Origin of the sequence: Azospirillum sp. CT11-132, from assembly GCF_047302835.1 — a bacterium.
In the GTDB taxonomy this organism is placed as follows: domain Bacteria; phylum Pseudomonadota; class Alphaproteobacteria; order Azospirillales; family Azospirillaceae; genus Azospirillum.
On sequence record NZ_JBGLZA010000009.1, the window covers coordinates 432,424 to 446,248 of the forward strand.

Here is a 13,825-nt window from a genome sequence, read left to right on the forward strand (position 1 = left end):
GGGAGGCGGGGCGTGACGACGGCGAAGAGCAAGCGGCGCATCACCCATGTGACGCTCGACGAGCGGAGTGTCGTCCGCCACAAGCCGGAGGTCGAGCATGAGCGCGCCGTCGCCATCTTCGACCTGCTGGAGGACAACGAGTTCTGCCCCTGCGACTTCGCGGAGGACGGGCCGTACCACCTGCACCTGTCGATCGAGGACAACCGGCTGGTCTTCGACATTCGGCGCGAGGACGACAGCGTGCTCGACCGGCTGATGTTGCCGATCACCGGCTTCCGCTCGATCGTGCGGGACTATTTCCTGATCTGCGAGAGCTATTACGCCGCCATCAAGCGGTCGACGCCCTCGCAGATCGAGGCCATCGACATGGGCCGCCGCGGCCTGCACAACGAGGGGTCCGAGATGCTGCGCGAACGTCTGGCCGGCAAGGTGGAGATGGACCTGCAGACCGCGCGCCGGCTGTTCACGCTGATCTGCGTTCTGCACATTCGCGGCTGACGGGCACGGGCGGCGCATGGCCATGGCGGCGACCCCGGTCCTCACATCCCTGCCGGTCACGAGCGTATTGTTCGCCTGTACCTACAACATGATCCGTTCGCCGATGGCGGCGGCGATGATGCGCCATTACCACGGCACCCGCGTCTATGTGGATTCGGTCGGCGTCCGCGAGGGCGACGAGGTCGATCCCTTCGCCGTCGCGGTGATGGAGGAGATCGGCATCGACCTGTCCAAGCACCGCTGCCGCACCTTCGAGGATCTGGAAGACACCAATTTCGACCTGATCGTCTCGCTGTCGCCCGAGGCGCAGCACCGCGCCATCGAGATGACGCGCACCATGGCCTGCGACGTGGAGTTCTGGAACACCTTCGACCCCACCCTGGTCGACGGCACCCGCGACGCCATGCTGGAAGCCTACCGGCAGGTCCGCGACGGCCTGCTGGCGGCGGCAGCCAGTGCGCTCCCTGACCTGCGAGCTCGACGGAGCTGGTCGTTCCATGCCGAGCTGCCGTTCGAAGCGGGGTTCCAGCCGAGCTCCAGCCGTCCGACCATGCCGTGCCTTCGACGTTCCAGCCGGTCCAGCCTGGACCTGCCCTGATCGCACTTCAGCGAGGCCTCACCGGCCGCGTTCGCGTCTTCTGCCGCAGGCCGCCACACGGCATGGTCGGTCAGTAATTTGGGTATTCCTGCAACCTGCCGCGTCTGGGGCAAGTCTGACATGTGACATCCTTGCGCCAGTGTTGTTTGAGCTTGGGGTCATTCGCTAACGCGCCTGCGGCGCTTGCCTTAGGGTCGGGAGCGTCGACGAATTTTCGCGCGGAGAGCCGTCCATCCATGCCCGCCGGTCTGATGCCCCGCCTTCTCCGCGTCTTCAGCCCGCGCAGCCTGCGCGCGCGCCTGATGGCAAGGCGGAAAGCTGGCCTCGCGAGGCGCCAAGCGGGTGGCTGGCGCCTCGGTCCGCCGGATCAGCAGCGCCTGATCGACTACATGCTCGGCGCGCGCGAACTGGCCCTGCATCTGGCCGACGACGGGGTGCAGCGCCAGCATGACCTGATCGGCGAGGCGCGCAACCTGCTGGGCGTGCTGTCGCTGGTGCCGGCGATCCGCAACGCCACGCCGACCGACACCGGCGGCTGCGTCGCCACCCTGGCACCGATGCCGCGCCAGCACCGCTGGACCACCGGCGTCTGGCTGACCGACGCCGACGGCAACATCATCTGCGACACCACCGGTCCGGGCGCCGGCATCTCGCTGCGCGAACGCGAATATTTCCAGCGCGTCCTCGACACCAAAAGCTGGGTGGTCAGCGATTTCATCATCGGCAAGCGCTCGCTGAAGCCGCTGATCATCGTCGCCAGCCCGATCATCGAGAATGGCCGGATCGTCCGCGTGATGGGCGTCGCCGTCGACCTGACCTGGCTGACCGATCTGGTGAAGGTGCTGAAGCAGCCCGACGCCCGCGTGATGGTGCTGGACCGCAACGGCGTGATCGTCGCCCGCCAGCCCGATCCGGAAGGCTGGCTGAACCGCAATGTCGGCCAGATGCGCCATGTCCAGCAGATGCTGAAGGAACGGGACGGCTTCCTGGATTCAGAAAGCGCCGACGGGCGCGACCGGCTGTGGGCCTTCCGCCATTCCGACGAGACCGACACGATCTTCGCCGTCGGCATGCCGACCAGCCCGATCATCGCGGAGGCGCGGCGCGACCTGTGGCAGAGCCTGGGGCTGCTGGGCATCGCCGCGCTGGTCAGCGTCACCGCGCTGTGGGTCCTGCTGCGCGCCTCCGTCCTGCGCTGGGTGTGGGAATTGGGCAGCGCGGCCACCCGCATCGGCGACGGCGGCGGCGGCACCGTGATCGAAGCGGAGCGGGCGCCGCATGAATTCCGCGTCGTCTCCCACGCCTTCAACAACATGTCGCGCCGCCTGAAGCAGCGCGAGCAGGAGCTGCGCTCCGCCATGGAGGAGGCGCGGGCCGGCAGCCGCGCCAAGGAGGAATTCCTCGCCACCATGAGCCACGAGATCCGCACGCCGATGAACGGCGTGATCGGATTCGCGGAGATGCTGCTGGAAACCCCGCTGACGGCCGAACAGCGGCGCTACGCCTCGCAGGTGCGCGATGCCGGACGGTCGCTGCTGACCGTCATCAACGACGTGCTCGACCTGTCGAAGCTGGAGGCGGGGCGGCTCGATCTGGTCAGCGTGCCCTTCCGGCTGGACGATCTGGCCGACCGCTGCGTCGCCATCGTCCGCCTGGCCGCCGAACAGAAGGGGCTGGAGCTGCAGACCAGCATTTCCGCCACCGCCCGCGGCTTCGTCATGGGCGACCCCGACCGGCTGCGCCAGATCCTGCTGAACCTGCTGAGCAACGCGGTGAAGTTCACCGACCGCGGCTCGGTCCGGCTGACGGTCAAGGCGATCGACGATGACGGCAGCCGGGGGGGCGGCATTCCGGGCGGCAAGCCCGGCGGCGGCCGCATCTGCACCTTTACCGTCACCGACACCGGGATCGGCATCGCGCCCGAACGGCAGCGCGACCTGTTCCAGCGCTTCACCCAGTTGGAACGCGGGCGCGGCGGCACCGGGCTGGGGCTGGCCATCTGCCGCCGGCTGGTGGAGCTGATGGGCGGCGAGATCGGCATGGAAAGTCGGCCCGGCAGCGGCAGCACCTTCTGGTTCTCGCTGCCGCTGCTGCCCGCCGGCAGCGCCGCGGTCCAGCGCGATGGCGCCCCCCTTGCCGGAAGCGAGCCCGGCAGCCCCGGCGCCCGCATCCTGCTGGCCGAGGATCTGGCGATGAACCGCGATCTGGCGGTGACCATGCTGACCAAGGCCGGCCACCATGTCGATGCCGTGGAAGACGGCGCCGCCGCGGTTGCCGCGGTGCAGGAACAGACCTACGACCTCGTGCTGATGGACGTGCAGATGCCGGTGATGGACGGGCTGGAGGCCACCCGCCACATCCGTGCCCTGCCCGGACCGGTCGGCCGCATCCCGATCCTGGCCCTGTCGGCCGGCGTCCTGCAGGTGGAGGTCGAACGCTGCCTGCAGGCGGGCATGAACGCCCATCTGGCCAAGCCGCTTGAGAAAACCAAGCTGCTGGCCGCGATCGGCCGCTGGGTTCGCGTCGGGCACGCGGACAATGGACCGGCTGAAGGCGGACCGGCTGACAGCGGACCGCCCGACGATGGACAGGATGAGCCTCCGCGTCCGCAGTTGATCGCGCACAGCTGACGAGTCGGTGTTATAGTGGCTGCACCCCTCCCGGCAGGCTCGGCCGGTCTGCAGCGAAGTGTGTGTCATGAAGGTTGCGCAGCCCCCTCTCGCCCCCGTTCCGGAGCGCAAGCCCGATATTCCCCCGTCGCTGGCCGATGGCGCCGGCGGCGAGTCGTCCTTCCGTGATGCGCTGGTCCAGACCAATCGGCCCGGCACCGAGGCCGCGCCCGTCGGCCGTCCCGCCAACGGCAGGCTCCAGGGCGGCCAGAAGGCACCGCCCCTGCCGGCCGCCAAGCCGCCGGCCCCGATCCTGCTGACCGACGGCACCCAGGTCCCCTTTCCGTCGGCCAAGCCGGTCACTCCGATCCGCTTGACCGACGGTACGGTCGTGCCGCTCCCCGCCGTCAAACCGCCCGCCCTCAAACCGCCCACCGTCAATTCGGAGACGCCGGTCCTGCTGGCGGACGGCGGGGCCGCGGCGCCACGCGCGCCCCTGCCCGGACTGAAGCCGGCGGCGCCGGTGGTGGGGCCGGCGGTGGCGCAAGGCCCGACTCCAAGCTCGAAAAAGGTGGCGGAGACGGTGAAGGCGGTGAACTCCGACGATCCGACCGCCACGCGGGTGCTGGTCGCCTCGCAGCAGGTTGCCGGCCTGTCGGGCCACAGCTTCACCGCGATCCTGGCCCAGGCCACCCAGGAAAGCGGGCTGGACCCCGGCGCCAGGAACAGCCGCAGCTCCGCCGCCGGCCCGTTCCAGTTCCTCGAATCGACATGGCTCGACCTGTTCCGCCGCCATGGCTCCGCCTATGGCCAGGGCGAGCTGGCCTCGCACATCCAGGTCCGCAACGGCGTGTCCAGCGTCAAGGATCCGGCGATCCGCCGCCAGATCCTGGAGCTGCGCCACGATGTCGACCTGTCGGCCGGCATGGCCGCCCGCTATCTGGCCGAGGGACGTGAGGCGCTGGAGAAGCGGCTGGGCCGCCCGGCCAGCGAATCGGAGAGCCGCATGGCCTATGTTCTGGGCTCCGGCGGGGCGGCGAAGCTGATTCGCGCCGCCGAATCGAGCCCCGGCGCCGTCGCAGCCGACCTGTTGCCCAGCGCGGCGAAGGCGAATCACAACCTGTTCCACGACCGCTCCACCGGCCGCGCGCTCACTGCGGCCGAAACGGTGGGCCGCCTGACCCGCCGCATGGAGATCGACCAGCGCGAGATGTTCGCGGCGATCGGCAAGGCGCTGGAACAGCCGCGCCGCTTGGAAGAAGGCGGCGCATCGCCGCTCAACCCCTATCAGGCGGTCTGACGCGGCAGGGGTTACAGGGTATTTTCGCCACACAACGCGGGGCTGCCCCGCGCCGATGGCTGCGGCCGAACGCATCGGCGGTGGGAATCCCCCTTGACCCGGCGGCCTTGGAAGGTCAGTTATTGCCGCGAAACTATTAGGACGGACATAAGGGCCTATGGCAAAGGAAGATCTGATCGAGTTTTCCGGGACCGTCGTCGAATTGCTTCCGAACGCGATGTTCCGGGTGAAGCTCGACAACGATCACGAGGTTCTGGCGCACACCTCCGGCAAGATGCGTAAGAACCGGATTCGCGTCCTGGCGGGCGACCGCGTCAATGTGGAAATGACGCCGTACGACCTGACCAAGGGCCGCATCACCTTCCGGTTCAAGTAGCATCCTTGCTGCATCGCGGTTCCCCGTGACGATCCCGTCCAAGGCGCCCCGGCTGGTGCTGGCTTCGGCCTCGCCCCGCCGGCTCGACCTGTTGCGCCAGATCGGCATCGTGCCCGACGCGGTCGACCCCGCCGATCTCGACGAAACGCCGCTGCGCGACGAACTCCCGCCCCAGCACGCCTTGCGTCTGGCGGCGGAGAAGGCGTCGTGCGTCGCCGCGCGCCATCCCGATTCGTGGATTCTCGCCGCCGACACCGTGGTCGCCTGCGGCCGCCGCATCCTGCCCAAGGCCGAACGGGAGGAGGAGGCGCGACGCTGCCTGTCCCTGCTGTCAGGCCGGCGGCACCGGGTGATCGGTGGCATCGTCCTGCTGATTCCAGGGACGGAAGGCCACCGCCGAATCGACCGGCTGGTCCGCACCGACGTCACCTTCAAGGTGCTCGACCGGGCGGAAACCGACGCCTACATCGCGTCCGGAGAATGGAAGGGCAAGGCCGGCGGCTATGCCATCCAGGGCCGGGCGGGGGCGCTGGTGCGCTGGATCGGCGGCTCCTACAGCAATGTCGTCGGGCTGTCCCTGCACGAGGTCGCCGGCATGCTGCATGGCGCCGGCTTCCCGCTTCCTCCCCCGACACCTCCCGAACAATGAGCAGGCTTGAGCTGCTGGTCGACCGCGACGGCCCGCTGACGCGGGCGGCGGTGCTGGCCGACGGCCGCCTGACCGACCTGCACATCGACCACGCCGACCGGCCGTCACTGCTGGGCGCCATCATCCTGGGCCGGGTGGAGCGAATCGCCACCGGCCTGAACGGCGCCTTCATCGATCTCGGGAATGGCCTGTCCGGCCTGCTGCCGGCCGCCGACGTGCGCCGTCCCGTCCTCGACGACGATTCCCCGCAGTCCCGCACCCATCGCCCCGGCGCAAAGCCGGCGCCCATTGGCGCGCTGCTGCGCACCGGCCAGCCGGTGCTGGTGCAGGTGAAGGCCGACGCCGTCGGGGCCAAGGGTCCGTCGCTGACGATGGACATCACCCTGCCCGGCCGTTTCCTGGTGCACGCGCCGCTCGGCCGCGACATCGCGGTGTCGAAGCGCCTCGGCACCGGCCCGGAGCGCGCAGCGCTGGCCCGCCGCATCGAACAGCTCGCCACCGGCGCCGGCTGGATCGTGCGGGCCGGTGCAGCCCAGGTCTCCGACGATCTTCTGGCCGCCGAATCGGAAGCGCTGCACCTGCAATGGCGCGCCATCCGCGACGATGCCCGCGCCGGCTCCGCCCCGCGCCTGCTGCATCCCGGCCCCGACGCCCCCACCCGCGCCCTGATCGAGCAGGGAGCAGCCGCCCCCGCCGCCATCCTGGTCGACGACCCGCCCCCGGCCGGCGGGATCAGAATGGGCGACGGGCCGCTGCTGTCGGCCTTGCGCGACTGGTGCGACCGCCACGCCCCCGACCTGCTGCCGCGTCTGAGCCCTCATACAGACGGCCAGCGCCTGTTCGACCTGCGCGACCTCGACACTGCGATTGCGGAGCTTCTGGATGTCCGGGTGCCGCTGCCGCTCGGCGGTTCGCTGGTGATCGAGCGGACAGAGGCGCTGACGGTGGTCGACGTCAATGCCGGGGAGCGCGGCAACCCGCTGGACGTCAACCTCGACGCCGCGGCGGAGATCGCCCGCCAGCTTCGCCTGCGCAATGTCGGCGGCATCGTGGTGGTGGATTTCGTCAACATGCGAAGCCGCGGCGATGCCGAGCGTGTGTTGGCTGCCCTGTCGCAGGCGGTGGAAAGCGACCCGGTGCAGACCCAAGTTTACGGCATGTCCAAACTGGGCCTGGTCGAACTGACCCGCGCCCGCCGCGGCGCGCCGCTGGCAGCCCTGCTGCGGCCCTGACCGCGTATCGTCAGTTACGGAGGCCTTCCCTTGTCCGATCCCCAAACCCTTGGCGCCAAGACAGGCACCAATTGCCCGATCTGCGGCCGCCCGACCGAACCGGCCACCCGCCCCTTCTGTTCCAAGCGCTGCGCCGACGTGGATCTGTCGCGCTGGCTGGGCGGCGTCTACCGCATCGAGAGCCCGGAAACCCCTGCCGCGCCCGGCGGATCCGACCCGGATGAGGAGCTGTGAGACGGGTCTGAATTTTTTTGAATTTTCCTCTGGACAGCCCGTCCGAACCCCTCTAAAAAGCGCCCCACACGACGCGCCGCACCGACCGAAACGGTCACCCACCAAGCGGCGCCGAGATGCCCAGGTAGCTCAGTTGGTAGAGCAGGGGACTGAAAATCCCCGTGTCGGCGGTTCGACTCCGTCCCTGGGCACCACCCTCCCTCCTTTAAAATCAGCGGGTTGGATGGTGTCGAACGGTCAGCGCTTCTGACCAAGTTTTCCAGAGTTTTCCAAACGGTTTTCCACCGCTGTTCTGGCTCTGGTCACGCCTTCTTCCCCACCCCTTCCAGCTTCATGATCGCCGCCGTCGCGCGCCGTTTCTGGTCTGCCGACCGTGTGTAGCGGGCGACCATCGCTTCCGTCTTGTGGCCGGTGATCGCCATAATGTCGCGGGTGTCGCAGCCGGCATCCGCGAGCTTGGTCGCTGCTGTGTGTCGCAGGCCGTGGAAGGTCAGGCCCGGCTGCACCTTGCCTTCGGCGACCAGTTGGCGAATCACTTTGAAGAACCGGGCACGAAAGCCGGACTCGGTGAACGGTTCGCCGCGCTGCCCAACGACGATGGTCATGGGCACCGGGCGGTTCTTCGCCGCCAGCTTCGCCGACAGGGCCGGCAGGCGGGCGCGGGCTTCGTCGAGGATCGTCTTCAGCTCCGAATGCACCGGCACCCAGATCGGGTCGTCGGTCTTCGCCTGTCGCGACTCGATCACGCCGCCACGGTACGCTGACCACGTCAGTCGGATGGCGTCGCCCTCGCGCAAGCCGGCATGGGCGCCCAGCGCCACGGCGACGCGCAGCTCCGGCGGCATCGCCTCCATGACCGTGGCGAACTCTTCGTCGGTCCACGGGCGGTTGACCACGCGTTCACCGCGCGGCTTCCGGATCTTCGGAACCTTCTCGCAGGGGTTCGCGTCCATGTAGCCGTAGGGGCGACCCCAGTTGAACAGTGCCGACATGAAGCGCAGCAGGTGGTTCGCGAACCACCGCTTGCGCGTCTTGTACGCCTGATCGCGCAGCCGGGTCATGGTCGGGGTGTCGATCCGATCCAGCGGCATGTCGTGCAGAGGCTTCAGCCAGTCCATGGCTTCGTGATAGTCGGCCTTGGTCGAATCGGCTTTCTCGGCAAAGGTCGGACTGCCCCGATAGGCGATCAGCAGCGCGCCCAGCGTCTTGCAGATCACCGGAGCCGCTGCGTCACTGTTCTCGACGGCGATGCCTTCCAGCCGCCGGTATTCGGCTTCGAACTCAGCACTGCCCGGTTCGCCCGGCAGGCGCATGCCGGTGCCCCGGTGATAGTAGTAGGCCCGCCCCTTGGCGGTGACCCGCTTCACGTTCCGCATTGAGAAATTCGCTCCATCCAGGATTGAGGTTCCCCATCCTGCCGGTGGCCCGCCAAGTCGTCCACCCAGCGGTCCAGATCGGTTCGGTCGTACATCCGCCTGGAGCCGACCTTGTGAAAGGTGATGCCCAGCCGGTCCAGCACGTTCGGCGACTGGCCGATGTAGGCCGCCGCCAATTCACGCGACAGCAGACGGGGCCAGCCGGGCAACTCGGAAGGGCGTGCTTTGGCGGCGGTCATGGCTTCACCGTCCGCACGCACGCATGAACCACACGAACCCGCCAATACTCCCTGCGAGTATCGCGGTCACCGTCAGGGCGGGCAGAAGCTCAAAGGGCATGGTGGCCGCCTCCTTTCGCAAAGAGGTGGCGGCCGATCAGGGCGATGGTGTCTTCGCGCGATGGAAGGGCGGCGAACAACTCCGCCTCCTCCGTGCAGCCGTCGCACAGGCGCGTGGTGCGGTCGATGCGGGTGCGTTCGCCGCAGTCGTGGCAGTGGCCGATGACGATCATTGTCCGCCCTCCACGTCGGCAGGATCGGCCACACGCTCGCGGCGGCGGATGAAGGTCAGATCATTGCGAAGGGCTTCCCGCCCTTCCGGGCTGCGGTTGGCGGCGGCAACTTGGATTTCGGCTTCGTGCCGGTGGCGGTCATCGACCTTGACACCGCCGGCACGGAGTGCCGACAGGACGTCGTCAACAGTGATCTTGGACATGGGTCCTCACTTCCGCCGCTCGCGGCGGCCGGTCTTGGGGTTGAATGTGCGGGGCCGCCACCGCCGGCCGGCGGTTCGGTCTTCGTCGAGGAAGGCAGAGACAAGGGCGGTGACGTCGGCGAAGCCGCCGGGCTGGCGCAGGACGCGCCACGTCATCACCGCTTCGTAGAGCTTCGCGCCACGGGTCATGGCGCGGGACCGCCACGCCCGGCGGCAAACGGCGCAGCAGAATTCCTGCTGAAGGTCGATGGGTCGGAAGGGCCGTCCGCACTCCCGGCATTCGTTCGGGTGCCGATCTGCGGCGGATGGGCCGGGGGCTAATCCTGGCGCATCCTGCGGAACGTGCGTACGCGCGTTGGAAACCGTGGCCTTTGCCATCACTGGACCCGCAGGCGCAGGTTCAGGAAGTAGATGCAGCTCGCCTTCTGGCGCCGCAGGCCGTGCCGAGCGAGCTGGCGCATCAGCCCGGCACGAGTGATCGGCTCCAGGCCGCGCGGCTGGCACCACGCGACATAGGCGGTCCACAGAGCCTCCGCCTTCAGGCGGGCACCGGGGGCCGGCTCCGTGCTGTCGGAGAGGAAGGACTCGACCCAGTCGGGCGTGTCCTTCCCCTTGCTGTGCGCGTCCAGCGGCGGCAGAGGGGAAGACCGCCACAGCCTGCGGGCGGCGTCGCGGCCACCCAGCATGCGCGCCTCGCGGATGATGTCGATCCACAGGCGGTAGATCGCTTCAAGATCGGGGTCGTGCGTCTGCGGCACGGCGGGCAAAGCTCCGCCGTCCGCCGAAGCGGTGGTGTCGGTCATGGTCGAAGTCTCGGGGTGTGGTCCCGGCGACCCCCGGCACTTCCGCCGAAAACCGGGGGTCTCACGCTGGGGCACTCGTATGGCTGGTTTGCGCCAGCCGCGCCCGCTGCCTACTGCGGCGGCGGCCGGAGGGGACGCAGTGCATCCCCTCGGGTCGCTGTCGCACACTTTCTAAGTGCAGCCGGGGCTATGACAACCCCGGCTGCGTGCGCTACCATCGTGGGCACCACACCGACCGAAGGAGCGCGATCATGACGGGCATCCCCGCCCACCTCGTTCATGAATGGGCGGACACCATGAAGAGGCTACGGCCAGAGCCTCCAAACCTCGCTGATGCGGACGCAGCCCGTCAGCCTGTGACCGTCTCGATGTCCGTCCTCGACAAGGGCGTATCCCTTCGTTTCGTCGCTCCAGTCGGGGACGAACTTCGAGCTATGGACCTGACGCTGAACGCGGTGGTTGCCCAAGCGATTGCCGCACAGATCCTGAAATCTGGAATCGAAGCCGGTTGGCTCGATGCCAAGGGGCAGGTCATTCTTGGTGAAAATCCGCCGGGTCACTGATCGAACTTGTGGAAGCGCCGGTCAGGTTCGTTACCTTTAGCGGCGCTGTTTCCTTAAGTATTGCGTCCACCACTTCCGTCGGAATTTCGTTTTCCTCACGGGAAGCGAACCTCTTGCCATCCCAGGTCGACCAACCAGTGCTGTCCACTTGGGAGCATGCGGCGGTGATGAGAACCGCGACCGCATTGGTCATCTGATTGCTCCCACTCAAGCCGCGACTCTGTCGCCCATGAGATGACGGGCGTAGCCACGGGCGGCTTCGATATGGGTCTTGATGTCGCTGGCGCTGAAGTCGGTCAGCAGGTCGGCTTCCGTCACCGCATCGCCGGAGCCGCCCAGGTCGGCAATCTTGCGGCCCATAGCGCGGGCGGTGGCATGCAGGGTGGAGGGGCTGCGCATCGTGTGACGGTGCTTCATGTCGGCTCTCCGCAGGAAAACAGCCTGCTGGGCAGGCTGTGAGTTGAGAGTGCTTCACCGCCGGGGTAATCCCGAGGTGACCGACATGACCCTAATTCGGGTAAAATTACCCTGTCAAGGCAAAAAGGATAAATTTACCCTGAGGGCGGTCCTGTTTCACATCCAGCGCCAACCGCCGATCACACGCCCCTGGATATGAGCTTCCTCTAGCGTGCGTTCATAAGGTTCGTATCGAGGATTGTCAGAGGAAATGCGGACGCAAACGGGATCGCTGTGAGGGATAACCTGCAGCCGCTTCACCACAAGGCCAAGACCGTCCCAAACAACAAACAGCCCTGGTGGCGACGGTGTTCTGTCAGCGATGTCAACCATGATGCGCTGCCCCGGCATCAAGGTTGGCTCCATTGAGTCACCATAGACCGTAATGATCTTGAGTTCTTCAGACGGAGCAGACGTGTACCCGCGAATTACTTCCGTGGGCACACGCCAAGTGTGCGTCGCAGTGTTTTCCTCGGTTAGAGTCCCTGGGCCAGCTCCAGCCCGAACATCAAGTTCCGTAATAGGCATTCCGCCGTTTAAGATACGGTCACTCGATCCGCCAAATGCATCCACAGGGATATCCGGAGTATTGGCAATCGTGTCCTCGCCAATATCATCACGGGATAGGTCATTAGTCGTGCAGCCCAACGCCTTTGCAATCTTCTTCAGCGTATCTGCACGCGGGTTCTTTGACTTTCCGTAAATGATGTTCTTTGCGCCGCCTTCACTCAACTCGGCCCGGCGCTCTAACTCTGCGATACTCCAGCCAAAGATATCCATTCGGCGCCTAATTTCGCGGCCAATGGGTGTCTCGGGAGGTCTAACCTGATTCTTAGCCATTGGGGAAACTTACCCGAGCACCTTCGATACCCGAACGGATAAATTTACCCTTGCCAAAAGGGGTAAATTTATCCGAACATCCGGGGCCATGAATACGCGACAGCACATATTGGCTCGTGTTGAGGCGTTTTTGCGTCTGCACGGCCTCACCGCAGCCCGCTTCGGACTCGATGCCGTAGGCGACCACAAGTTTGTGAAGCGTCTCACCGAAGGTGCAGGCATCACCCTGACCGTGATTGAGCGCGCTGAAGCTTACATGGCCGCCGCTGCTCCAACCGACGCTATCGCCTCGCACCACCACGGCTCCCATTCGCGACGACGCTTCGTCTCAATGCTGCTGCGAACCCGACGACCTGCGTCGCGTTGCGTCGCCCCTGTCCTGGGTGGAGAGCAGCCGTCGACAGAACCGCAATATGAACGCGCGAATTGAAAATATCCTGTTCCATCGACACGCGAGTACCGGACAATGACCAAGCGCCGTGATCCGCTGTCCCTAGAGGACGCGGTGTTTCTCGTCCATGCCTCGTTGGGCGACGCCCAGGTCGAGGCCGTTACCAGCAAGAGCGCGCGTCTCGTTCGCATGTGGTCGGACCCTGACGACGATGCGCACCGCATTCCGCTGTTCCAGGCCCTGCGCCTGGATCGTGCCATGATCGGTCGTGGCGAGGCTCCGCCGATCCTGACCGCCTACAAGGCGGAGCTGCGCCGTGCGGCCGACGGCACCGCAGTGCCGGGTGACCCGATGGCGCGGCTTGCCGAAGCCATGGTCGAGCTTGGCGACGTGGCCGAAGCCGTCCGGCAGGCTCGCTGCCCCAAGAGTGACGGCGGCCGGCAGATCACGGCGGAGGAAGGCCGCGACGTGCTGCGCGAGTTGGCCGTCCTGCGTGGCGTGCTCGACGCCCTGGAACGCGACGTGACCGCCGCCATCCCGGCTGGCCCCCGCGCCGTCGAGGTGGCGTGATGACCGCCCTGCTGACCACCGGAGGTGTTGCCCTGATGCTGTCCGGCCGGATGGAGCATCCGACCGATGTGCGATTCCATACGGCCTGGGGGGAAGGCTCTGCCGCCTGCCTTGCCCGCCGTCCCCTGACCGACAACCCCTATCTGCCCGACACCGTCAGCGGCTGGGGCTGGGCGTCCGGCTGGGCTGACGCCGACAGCATGGTGTCGGCGCTCGCCGGCCATCTGGAAGCTTGCCGTCCGGACCATGCGGCGCAAGAGGTGCCTGCATGACCGCCCCGGCCGGCTCCCGTGACCTCGATCCCGGCATCGCCCTGTCGCTGGCTTGCGGCCGGGTGCTGATCGGCCGTCCCCAGGACGCAGACCGCGACGGGCTGGCACAAGCCATCGCCGCCGTTCCCGACGTGCCCAGCGCCGCGCGCGGGCTGGCGCTGGTCGCCACGGCCTGGTTGTCCGGTGAACTCGACAGCCACGCCCTGACCGTGGCGCTCGCCAACTTCAACGCCCCTTTCTGCGCCAACCGGCGCCCCGATCCGGCGCAACGCGGTGCCGATGACATGCCGCTGTTTGCGCCCGCAACCCACGCCGCGAGAGTGGCCCAAGCCCTGGAGGATTGA

General features: G+C 67.3%; 21 protein-coding genes, 1 tRNA gene and 1 pseudogene. 13 read left to right on the forward strand and 10 right to left on the reverse strand.

All coding sequences use genetic code 11. The annotated features are described in order from the left end of the window. Positions 1-12: 12 nt before the first annotated feature. From ACCD06_RS33610 to ACCD06_RS33650, 9 genes and pseudogenes are all read left to right on the forward strand, one after another. Positions 13-498: a UPF0262 family protein gene (locus tag ACCD06_RS33610; protein ID WP_109073224.1), complete on the forward strand. Its 486-nt coding sequence runs from the start codon at positions 13-15 to the stop codon at positions 496-498. A 16-nt stretch (positions 499-514) separates the two neighbouring features. Further along, positions 515-964, forward strand: a pseudogene (locus tag ACCD06_RS33615) (low molecular weight phosphatase family protein); the annotation flags it as partial. 368 nt (positions 965-1,332) lie between these two features. Next, positions 1,333-3,726, forward strand: coding sequence for an ATP-binding protein (locus ACCD06_RS33620; RefSeq protein WP_413346739.1), 2,394 nt, complete (start codon positions 1,333-1,335; stop codon positions 3,724-3,726). 67 nt (positions 3,727-3,793) lie between these two features. Then, a complete protein-coding gene (locus ACCD06_RS33625) occupies positions 3,794-5,005 on the forward strand; it encodes a lytic transglycosylase domain-containing protein (protein ID WP_413346741.1) in 1,212 nt (403 codons plus the stop codon). Between the two features lie 157 nt (positions 5,006-5,162). After that, positions 5,163-5,381 (forward strand): translation initiation factor IF-1, encoded by a 219-nt coding sequence (gene infA / locus ACCD06_RS33630; RefSeq protein ID WP_012977999.1) that lies wholly within the window; start codon positions 5,163-5,165, stop codon positions 5,379-5,381. A gap of 25 nt (positions 5,382-5,406) precedes the next feature. Then, positions 5,407-6,030, forward strand: coding sequence for a Maf family protein (locus ACCD06_RS33635; RefSeq protein WP_109073221.1), 624 nt, complete (start codon positions 5,407-5,409; stop codon positions 6,028-6,030). Further along, complete coding sequence (locus ACCD06_RS33640; protein ID WP_413346744.1) at positions 6,027-7,262, forward strand: ribonuclease E/G; 1,236 nt, start codon at positions 6,027-6,029, stop codon at positions 7,260-7,262. The genes ACCD06_RS33635 and ACCD06_RS33640 overlap by 4 nt, the downstream gene beginning before the upstream one ends. A gap of 30 nt (positions 7,263-7,292) precedes the next feature. Then, positions 7,293-7,496, forward strand: coding sequence for a DNA gyrase inhibitor YacG (locus ACCD06_RS33645; RefSeq protein ID WP_109073219.1), 204 nt, complete (start codon positions 7,293-7,295; stop codon positions 7,494-7,496). Positions 7,497-7,614: 118 nt separating this feature from the next. Beyond that, positions 7,615-7,690, forward strand: a tRNA-Phe gene (locus ACCD06_RS33650). Positions 7,691-7,798: 108 nt separating this feature from the next. Here ACCD06_RS33650 and ACCD06_RS33655 read toward each other — a convergent pair. From ACCD06_RS33655 to ACCD06_RS33680, 6 genes are all read right to left on the reverse strand, one after another. After that, the gene (locus ACCD06_RS33655) at positions 7,799-8,863 is read right to left on the reverse strand and encodes a tyrosine-type recombinase/integrase (protein ID WP_413346746.1); all 1,065 of its coding nucleotides are present in this window, start codon (positions 8,861-8,863) and stop codon (positions 7,799-7,801) included. Further along, entirely contained in the window at positions 8,860-9,111 is a 252-nt protein-coding gene (locus tag ACCD06_RS33660; protein ID WP_252141340.1) for a hypothetical protein, read from the reverse strand. The genes ACCD06_RS33655 and ACCD06_RS33660 overlap by 4 nt, the downstream gene beginning before the upstream one ends. An 89-nt stretch (positions 9,112-9,200) precedes the next feature. Beyond that, complete coding sequence (locus tag ACCD06_RS33665) at positions 9,201-9,383, reverse strand: hypothetical protein (RefSeq protein WP_413346749.1); 183 nt, start codon at positions 9,381-9,383, stop codon at positions 9,201-9,203. Continuing rightward, a complete protein-coding gene (locus ACCD06_RS33670; RefSeq protein ID WP_413346751.1) occupies positions 9,380-9,586 on the reverse strand; it encodes a hypothetical protein in 207 nt (68 codons plus the stop codon). The genes ACCD06_RS33665 and ACCD06_RS33670 overlap by 4 nt, the downstream gene beginning before the upstream one ends. A 6-nt stretch (positions 9,587-9,592) precedes the next feature. Further along, positions 9,593-9,775, reverse strand: a complete 183-nt coding sequence (locus ACCD06_RS33675) for a hypothetical protein (RefSeq protein ID WP_310115224.1) — start codon at positions 9,773-9,775, stop codon at positions 9,593-9,595. A gap of 188 nt (positions 9,776-9,963) precedes the next feature. After that, positions 9,964-10,389 carry a hypothetical protein gene (locus ACCD06_RS33680; RefSeq protein WP_413346753.1) on the reverse strand — a complete coding sequence of 142 codons (426 nt, stop codon included), beginning with the start codon at positions 10,387-10,389 and terminating at the stop codon, positions 9,964-9,966. A 251-nt stretch (positions 10,390-10,640) separates the two neighbouring features. Here ACCD06_RS33680 and ACCD06_RS33685 point away from each other — a divergent pair, with 251 nt between their 5' ends. Continuing rightward, positions 10,641-10,952: a hypothetical protein gene (locus ACCD06_RS33685; RefSeq protein WP_413346755.1), complete on the forward strand. Its 312-nt coding sequence runs from the start codon at positions 10,641-10,643 to the stop codon at positions 10,950-10,952. On the opposite strand, the gene ACCD06_RS33690 is transcribed toward ACCD06_RS33685, so the two are convergent. The 4 genes from ACCD06_RS33690 to ACCD06_RS33705 all read right to left on the reverse strand — a co-directional run bounded on the left by ACCD06_RS33690 (position 10,921) and on the right by ACCD06_RS33705 (position 12,558). Continuing rightward, positions 10,921-11,145, reverse strand: coding sequence for a hypothetical protein (locus ACCD06_RS33690; protein ID WP_413346757.1), 225 nt, complete (start codon positions 11,143-11,145; stop codon positions 10,921-10,923). The genes ACCD06_RS33685 and ACCD06_RS33690 overlap by 32 nt on opposite strands. Before the next feature lie 14 nt (positions 11,146-11,159). Next, positions 11,160-11,369, reverse strand: a complete 210-nt coding sequence (locus ACCD06_RS33695; RefSeq protein ID WP_413346759.1) for a hypothetical protein — start codon at positions 11,367-11,369, stop codon at positions 11,160-11,162. Positions 11,370-11,525: 156 nt separating this feature from the next. After that, the gene (locus ACCD06_RS33700) at positions 11,526-12,188 is read right to left on the reverse strand and encodes a S24 family peptidase (protein ID WP_413346762.1); all 663 of its coding nucleotides are present in this window, start codon (positions 12,186-12,188) and stop codon (positions 11,526-11,528) included. 52 nt (positions 12,189-12,240) lie between these two features. Next, positions 12,241-12,558, reverse strand: a complete 318-nt coding sequence (locus ACCD06_RS33705) for a hypothetical protein (protein ID WP_413346764.1) — start codon at positions 12,556-12,558, stop codon at positions 12,241-12,243. A gap of 156 nt (positions 12,559-12,714) precedes the next feature. On the opposite strand from ACCD06_RS33705, the gene ACCD06_RS33710 reads away from it, so the two are divergent. The 3 genes from ACCD06_RS33710 to ACCD06_RS33720 are packed head-to-tail and all read left to right on the forward strand — an operon-like array spanning position 12,715 to position 13,825. Continuing rightward, a complete protein-coding gene (locus tag ACCD06_RS33710; RefSeq protein WP_413346766.1) occupies positions 12,715-13,209 on the forward strand; it encodes a hypothetical protein in 495 nt (164 codons plus the stop codon). After that, positions 13,209-13,481 carry a hypothetical protein gene (locus ACCD06_RS33715; protein WP_413346768.1) on the forward strand — a complete coding sequence of 91 codons (273 nt, stop codon included), beginning with the start codon at positions 13,209-13,211 and terminating at the stop codon, positions 13,479-13,481. Before ACCD06_RS33710 ends, ACCD06_RS33715 begins: the two co-directional genes overlap by 1 nt. Beyond that, positions 13,478-13,825: a hypothetical protein gene (locus ACCD06_RS33720; protein ID WP_413346770.1), complete on the forward strand. Its 348-nt coding sequence runs from the start codon at positions 13,478-13,480 to the stop codon at positions 13,823-13,825. Before ACCD06_RS33715 ends, ACCD06_RS33720 begins: the two co-directional genes overlap by 4 nt.

Excerpts from the sequence above, each read along its gene's own strand:
- ACCD06_RS33705 (WP_413346764.1), bottom strand. The coding sequence starts at position 12,558 with ATGGGAGCCGTGGTGGTGCGAGGCGATAGCGTCGGTTGGAGCAGCGGC.
- ACCD06_RS33660 (WP_252141340.1), bottom strand. The coding sequence starts at position 9,111 with ATGACCGCCGCCAAAGCACGCCCTTCCGAGTTGCCCGGCTGGCCCCGT.
- ACCD06_RS33715 (WP_413346768.1), top strand. The coding sequence starts at position 13,209 with ATGACCGCCCTGCTGACCACCGGAGGTGTTGCCCTGATGCTGTCCGGC.
- ACCD06_RS33690 (WP_413346757.1), bottom strand. The coding sequence starts at position 11,145 with ATGACCAATGCGGTCGCGGTTCTCATCACCGCCGCATGCTCCCAAGTG.
- ACCD06_RS33665 (WP_413346749.1), bottom strand. The coding sequence starts at position 9,383 with ATGATCGTCATCGGCCACTGCCACGACTGCGGCGAACGCACCCGCATC.
- ACCD06_RS33640 (WP_413346744.1), top strand. The coding sequence starts at position 6,027 with ATGAGCAGGCTTGAGCTGCTGGTCGACCGCGACGGCCCGCTGACGCGG.
- ACCD06_RS33670 (WP_413346751.1), bottom strand. The coding sequence starts at position 9,586 with ATGTCCAAGATCACTGTTGACGACGTCCTGTCGGCACTCCGTGCCGGC.
- ACCD06_RS33680 (WP_413346753.1), bottom strand. The coding sequence starts at position 10,389 with ATGACCGACACCACCGCTTCGGCGGACGGCGGAGCTTTGCCCGCCGTG.
- ACCD06_RS33720 (WP_413346770.1), top strand. The coding sequence starts at position 13,478 with ATGACCGCCCCGGCCGGCTCCCGTGACCTCGATCCCGGCATCGCCCTG.
- ACCD06_RS33685 (WP_413346755.1), top strand. The coding sequence starts at position 10,641 with ATGACGGGCATCCCCGCCCACCTCGTTCATGAATGGGCGGACACCATG.
- infA (WP_012977999.1), top strand. The coding sequence starts at position 5,163 with ATGGCAAAGGAAGATCTGATCGAGTTTTCCGGGACCGTCGTCGAATTG.
- ACCD06_RS33710 (WP_413346766.1), top strand. The coding sequence starts at position 12,715 with ATGACCAAGCGCCGTGATCCGCTGTCCCTAGAGGACGCGGTGTTTCTC.
- ACCD06_RS33675 (WP_310115224.1), bottom strand. The coding sequence starts at position 9,775 with ATGACCCGTGGCGCGAAGCTCTACGAAGCGGTGATGACGTGGCGCGTC.
- ACCD06_RS33695 (WP_413346759.1), bottom strand. The coding sequence starts at position 11,369 with ATGAAGCACCGTCACACGATGCGCAGCCCCTCCACCCTGCATGCCACC.
- ACCD06_RS33625 (WP_413346741.1), top strand. The coding sequence starts at position 3,794 with ATGAAGGTTGCGCAGCCCCCTCTCGCCCCCGTTCCGGAGCGCAAGCCC.
- ACCD06_RS33700 (WP_413346762.1), bottom strand. The coding sequence starts at position 12,188 with ATGGATATCTTTGGCTGGAGTATCGCAGAGTTAGAGCGCCGGGCCGAG.
- ACCD06_RS33620 (WP_413346739.1), top strand. The coding sequence starts at position 1,333 with ATGCCCGCCGGTCTGATGCCCCGCCTTCTCCGCGTCTTCAGCCCGCGC.